Source organism: Streptomyces daliensis, from assembly GCF_054782395.1.
The window spans coordinates 22,483-29,528 of sequence record NZ_BAAGSO010000085.1 but is presented as its reverse complement, the minus strand read 5'-3'; the positions used below and the strand labels follow the sequence as shown (position 1 = coordinate 29,528).

Sequence of the window (7,046 nt, the reverse complement as noted above, 5' to 3'; positions counted from 1 at the left end):
TCAGGCGCTCCGCGCCCAGCACCCAGTTCCCCACACCCGGCACCGACTCCGGCTCCAGCACCCCGAGCAGAGACGGCACCACACTCGCCACCTGCACACCGGCGTCGCGGATCATCGCGGCCAGCGCCTCGGGCTCCAACCGCTCCTCACTGGAGGCGACGGCAAGAGTGCCGCCTCCGCCCAGCGTGACGGCCACATCCAGCACCGCAGCATCGAAGGAGAACGACGCGAACTGCAACGCCACTGTTCCCTGGCTCACGCCGAGGACGGGACGCATCACCTCCGCCAGATTCGCCACACCACCATGCGCGACCGCCACACCCTTGGGACGGCCCGTCGAACCCGACGTATAAATCACATACGCCAACTGCTCAGGCGCGAGAGACACCTCAAGCGATTCGGACGACTCCGCCGCGACGGCCGCTGCGACGTCCGGGGCATCCAACGCAACGACGGGAACCGTGTCACCCGCGACCTGCGCCACCGTCTCCCCGACGGCCAGAACCACCGTGGCCGCACTGTCGGACACCATGTACGCGAGCCGGTCCGCCGGGTACTCGGGGTCGAGCGGCACATACGCGCCACCCGCCTTCCACACACCCAGCATCCCCACGACCATGTCCACGCCGCGCGGCAAGCACAGGCCCACCCGCGACTCGCGTCCCACACCCAGGCCCGTCAGATACCGGCCCAGTTGGTTGGCACGCGCCTCCAACTCCCCGTACGACAGCGCCTGGTTGCCGGACCGCACCGCGACCGCATCGGGAATCGAGGCGGCCCACCCTGCAAACAACTCCGGCACGGAACCCGCCGACACGGCCCGCGCCGTGTCGTTCCACTCCCCCACCACCAACGCACGCTCGGATCCCCTCAGCACCTCGATCTCGGCGAGCTTGAGATGGGGAGTCGCCACGATCTGCGCGAGTACCCGCGTGAGGCGGTCGGAGACCGCCTGGGCGGTGGATGCCTCGAACAGGTCGGGGCGGTAGTCCAGCCGCAGGCCCAGGTCGTCGTCCTCCGGGACGACGCCCAGGGCGAGGGCGAAGTTGGTCGACTCCCGGAGTTCGACGTCCGCCAGCGTGAGTGCCTCGATGGACGGGGGAACGGCGGGGTCGCCGGGGTAGTTCTCGAAGGCCATCAGGGTGTCGAAGGTGGCGCCGGGTCCAGCCTGTCGCTGGATCTCGGTGAGGCCCAGGTGCTGGTGCTCCAGCAGCTCCGACTGCTGGAGCTGCAACTCCATCAGCATCCCGACGACGGTCTGCGCCGGGTCGAAGGCGACCCGCACCGGCACAGTGTTGATGAACAGGCCCAGCATGTTCTCCATGCCCGGAAGGTCTGCGGGCCGACCCGAGACCGTCGCGCCGAAGACGACGTCACGGCGTCCGGCCAACTGTCCGACCACGATCGCCCAGGCCGCCTGCACGACGGTGTTCAGCGTCACCCCGTATGTACGGGCCAGCTCGCCCAACGCACCGGCCAGCTCCGCGCCGGTGCGGGTGTTCACCCTGCCGAGGGAGGTGGCCTCCGCCACGGCCGGGGCAGCCGGAGCCACCTGTGTGGGCTCTTCCAGACCGGCGAGTGCGCCCTGCCAGGCGTCGCGGGCCGCCTGCTTGTCCTGACGGGTCAGCCAGGTCAGATAGTCGCGGTGCGGGGTCACCGTGGGCAGGGCGTGTGCGGAGCCGTCGGCCGCGTAGCAGTCCCACAGCTCCCGCAGCAGGATCGGCAACGACCAGCCGTCGAGCAGCAGGTGATGGAGCGTCACCATCATCCGGTAGCGCTCGGCACCGACGCGCACCAGCGCGATCCTCAGCAACGGGGGCCGCGCCAGTTCAAAGCGCTGCGCGCGCTCCTCGCCGCTGATCCGCTCCGACTCCGCCCAGGCGGCCTCCGCGTCGAGCCCGGAGAAGTCCTCTTCACGCCAGGGCAGAGACACCTGCTGAGCGACTGTCTGTACGGGCTGTTCGCGCCCCGCCAGATGACGGAAGCCCACCCGCAGGGCGGCGTGCCGGTTCAGCAGTGCCTGCCACGATGCTCTCAGCACCCCGGCGTCCACCGTGCCCCGCAGATCGAGCACCATCTGCTCGACGTAGATGTCCTCCACCTGCTCGTCGAAGAGGGCGTGGAAGAGGAGCCCCTCTTGGAGGGGCGAGACGGGCAGCACGTCGACCAGTTCGGGGACGTCCGCCTCCAGTTCCTCCACCTGCTCCTGGTCCAGGGCGAGGAGGGGGAAGTCCGAGGGTGTGTGCCCACCGTGCCCGGGGCGTGCCGCATGCGTGGCCAGCCCGGACAGCATCGCCGCCCACGTGTCGAGGAGGGCCTGCGCGGCGGTCTCCGTCAGCAGCCGCTCGGGCCAGGAGAGCGTGAGGGTCAGCTCAGGGCCGTCGACGCGGTCGTGCACCGCACCCAGCACTTCGAGAGGGCGCATCACCTGGGCGCGAGCGGCGCTTCCGGCGCCCAGCCCACCGTCGGTCAGCTCCCACTGTCCGTCGCGCCCGGCAAAACGGCCGAGGTAGTTGAACCCGATCTGGGCCGAGGGCAGCTCTGCCATGGCGGGCCCGGTCTCCGGGTTGAGGTAGCGGAGCATGCCATAGCCGAGCCCGTCGCCGGGCACTGCCCGTACCTGCTCCTTCACCCGCTTCAGCACCTGCCCAGCCGCCGAACCCCCGGCACGCAGATCGGCCGGATCAAAGCCACCTGCCGCCAGCCGCACCGGGTGGGCGCTGGTGAACCAGCCCGCCGTGCGGGAGAGGTCGTGCCCCTCGTTCAGCGGGACACGGCCATGTCCCTCCACATCCACCAGGAACCCGTCAGCAGCAGACTGGCCCTTGCTGTCGGCCCACTCCGCGACGGCAGCCGCCAACCCCGCCAACAGCACATCATCAACACCCGCATGGAACGCGACAGGAACACCCGTCAACAACGCCGACGTCACCCCGGACGGCACCGACACCGACACCCGACGCACCGACGCCTCGACATCACGAACCGGATCCACCGGCCCATCCGTCAACAGCGGGCCAGCACCCTCCAACAGGGCCTGCCACCCCGACAGCTCCGCAACACGCTCCGCACCCACCGCCCGCGCCGACAACTCACGCGCCCAATGCCGGAACGACGTCGACACCGGACCCAGCACCGGCTCACGGCCTGCGGCCAACTCCCCGTACGCCTCCGCCAGATCGGGCAGCAGTACGCGCCAGGAGACACCGTCCACCACCAGGTGGTCGGCCACGAGGAGCAGCTTTCCCTGTGCGTCGGGGCCCGCGTCCAGCCACACCGCCTGAAGCATCACACCGGCCAACGGATCCAGCCGGTGTGTCGCAGCGCGTAGCTGCTCGTCCACCACACCGCTCAGCGCGCGGCCCGACAGGTCGGCCGCGTCCACCCGCCACACCCACCCTGCTGCCTCGACGGCGCCCGCCTCGGGCACCACCAGCCGCGGTGCAGAGCCGGCCTCCAGCCGCGCGCGCAGCACATCGTGGCGGTGCACCACGGCCTGCAACGCCTGCGTCAGCAGCGTGAGTTCCAGGCCCGCCGGGACCGTGACCAGGGCCGACTGGAACACCTCGCCAAGGTCCTCCGGCGCCACCCGGTCCAGCAGCTCCCACATCACCGGAGTGAGCGGGACCTCGCCGGTGGGCGCGTCGACGGTCGCGCTGGCGGCAGAGCTGAAGCCTTCGAGGAGGGGGACGGCGACGGAGGCGAGTCCGGCTGGTGTCCGGTACTCGAAGACCTCACGAGTCGTGATCACCAATCCCGCACGGCGGGCTCCGGACACCAGCAGCATCGACAGGATCGAGTCACCGCCGAGTTCGAAGAAGCTGTCCTCGGCCCCCACCTCGGCCAGCCCGAGTACCTGGCCGAACAGACCGCACAGCAGCGCCTCCACCGGCGTGGCAGCGGCCCGGACCACCGGGCGGCTCTCCGGCTCGGGCGCGGGCAGTGCTCCACGGTCCACCTTGCCGTTGACGGTCAGCGGCAGCCGCTCCAGCACCACCACCGACGGCACCATGTACTCCGGCAACCGCTCACCCGCGTACTCCCGCAGCACACCGGTGTCGAAGTCGTCGTCACCGGCCGGGACGACATACGCCACCAGCCGCTTCTCACCCGGCCGGTCCTCACGCACGACGACGGCGGCCTGGCCGACACCCTCATGGGAGGCGACAACCGACTCGATCTCGCCGGGCTCGACGCGGAAGCCGCGAATCTTGACCTGCTCATCCGCGCGGCCCGCGAACTCCAGCAGGCCGTCCGCCGTCCAGCGGGCCAGGTCACCCGAGCGGTACATGCGCCCGCCCGACACGAACGGGTTGGCCACGAACCGCTCGGCTGTCAGATCCGGGCGGCCCACGTAACCACGCGCGAGCCCAGCGCCCGAGACATACAGCTCACCCGTCACACCGGGAGGCACCGGCCGCAGGAACCCGTCCAGGACGAAGACCTGCGCATTGCCGATCGGGCCACCGATCGCAGGCGGGGCGTCCTGGGCCGTGATGCCCTCGGCCAGCAACGTCGCCGTGGTGATGACGGTCGCCTCGGTCGGCCCGTAGGTGTTCCACACCTTCGCCTGGGCCCGCCAGCGCGCGGCCAGATCGGCACTGAGGCGTTCCGCGCCCAGCACCCAGTTCTCCACACCAGGAACCGACTCCGGCTCCAGCACCCCGAGCAGGGACGGCACCACACTGGCCACGCTCACACCGGCGTCGCGGATCATGGTCGCCAGCGCCTCGGGCTCCAACCGCTCCTCACTCGACGCGACGGCAAGAGTGCCGCCTCCGCCCAGCGTGACGGCCACATCCAGCACCGCAGCATCGAAGGAGAACGACGCGAACTGCAACGCCACCGTCCCCTCCTCCACACCGAGAACGGGACGCATCACCTCCGCCAGATTCGCCACACCACCATGCGCGACCGCCACACCCTTCGGCCGCCCCGTCGAACCCGACGTATAAATCACATACGCCAACTGCTCAGGCACCACCGCTACATCAAGCGCCCCGGACGACTCCACCGCGATCGCCGCTGCGGCCCTGTCCAGCAAAACTGTCCGCGTGGCACCCATGGGCACCCCGGTCAGCGTTTCCTCCGTGCCCAGAACGACCGTGGCACCGCTGTCGGACACCATGTAGGCCAGCCGGTCCACCGGGTACTCGGGATCGAGCGGCACATACGCGCCACCCGCCTTCCACACACCCAGCATCCCGACGACCATGTCGACGCCACGCGGCAGGCACAGACCCACCCGCGACTCACGACCCACACCCAGACCCGTCAAATACCGGCCCAGACGATTCGCCCGCTCCTCCAACTCCCCGTACGACAACGCCTCGTCACCACACCGCACCGCCACCGCACCCGGAGCCGAAGCAGCCCACCCGGCGAAGCGGTCGACGACCGTCCCTGCGGCAACGGCCTGGTGGGCGTCGTTCCACTCCCCGACTACGCGGCCGTGCTCGTCCTCGTCCAGCACATCGAAACGTCCGACGGGCGCCGTGGGTTCGGCCGCCGACCGCTCCAGGAAATGCAGAAAGGACCGGTGCACGCCCCGCACCCACTCGCGGTCGTACAGCTCGGCGTTGGCCTCGAGGACGATGCGCAGGCCCTCCTCCTCCGAGGAGCCGTCCACCAGCAGGCCGAAGTCCTCGACGCGCCGACTCGACAGGTCGCGCACCACACCACGGGCCTCGCCGAACAGAAGCTGCCCGCCAGTGGGAACGATGTTCACGTACGGTCCGAAGTGCCAGCGCTCGCCCTCCGGCCAGCTCAGCTCACGGCGCAGCCGCTCACCACGGAAGCGCTGGTGTTCCAGCAGCGCGCCGACCTCCCGTGCGGCGTCGGCCGCCAGCTCCGCCGGGCTGGACTCCGCCCGTACCGGCAGCCGCAGCGGCAGCATGTTCGCCATGGTGCAGGGCGTCCGCCGCTCCGCCTCGCTGAGCCTGCCGGTCACCGGCAGGCTCAGGACCACCTCGCCCGCGCCCGTCAGCCGGGCCACGTAGGCTCCCACGGCCGCGATGACGAACCGTGTCCACGTCACCCCCGCTTCCTCTGCCGCCGCGCGCACGGCTGCCACGACGGAGGGCGGGACATGGCCCGACTCACGCAGTACCCCGCTCGCGCCGGTTTCCTCAGCGGAGGCCATCGAACGGTGGCCGGGAATGCTCACCAATTCGGGCCGGTCAGCGAAATGTTCGTGCCAATACCGCTGGTCCTCCGCATACACATCTGAATCCCGGTATGCGGTCTGCTGCTCCATCAGCTCGCGCAGCGGGGTGTGCGAAACCTCGCTCGCCGCCCCGGAATCGGCGTTCCCGCCGTGGAGTGCCGTATAAACCTCCGCCACCCGGCGCGCCACCAGTGAACAGGCGAAGCCGTCCATCAGAAGGTGGTTGTAGCACTGGAACCACAGAAAACGATCAGCAGCGAGCCGGATGAGGAAATACGAGAACAGCAGGTCCTCGGTGGGCTCCTTCACCCGCCGCAGTTCCTCCTGCATCAGTGCCTCGGCCGACTCCCACGGCTCGGCATCGGCACTCACATCGACCAGGCACAGTTCCCACTCCCCCGGTACCCCGCCCAGCACCTGGGACACCCCGTCGCCGTCCTCGACGAACCGCACACCCAGGGTCTCCGTCTCCGCGACGACCCGTCGCAGAGCCGTCTCGAAGACCTCGACGTCCAGCACCCCACGGATCTCCGTGAACTGACCGACGTTGTACAGAGCACGAGTGTTCTCGATCCGCTGCGCCAGCCAAATTCCCTCTTGGCAATCGGACAGGGGCAAAGCGTAACCGTCCTGGCCCTTCATCTTTCCCCTCTCAACGGGTAAACGCCACCCGCCGCTCTTGTTGCTGCTTATCGGTCGCCGGTCGGCCGCTATCGGCCGTCACCGGGCCGCACTTCACCCCAGCGGCAGATGCGACTGGGGTTTATGTACCGAGGTTCCAGTTCCGTGACGGCATGCACAATGCTGTCCAAGGTGCCAGTCGATTGGACACCTGGTCCCGCCATCCGTTCGCCGAGCACGGTCTTCTCTTCGCGTGGGG

Annotated in this window: 1 protein-coding gene; it reads right to left on the bottom strand. The window is 69.6% G+C overall.

What is annotated here, in order from left to right:
- Positions 1 to 6,808: amino acid adenylation domain-containing protein (locus ACYVOO_RS18725; protein WP_461016777.1), on the bottom strand; the 6,808-nt coding region annotated here is incomplete at its 3' end.
- Positions 6,809 to 7,046: the final 238 nt, after the last annotated feature.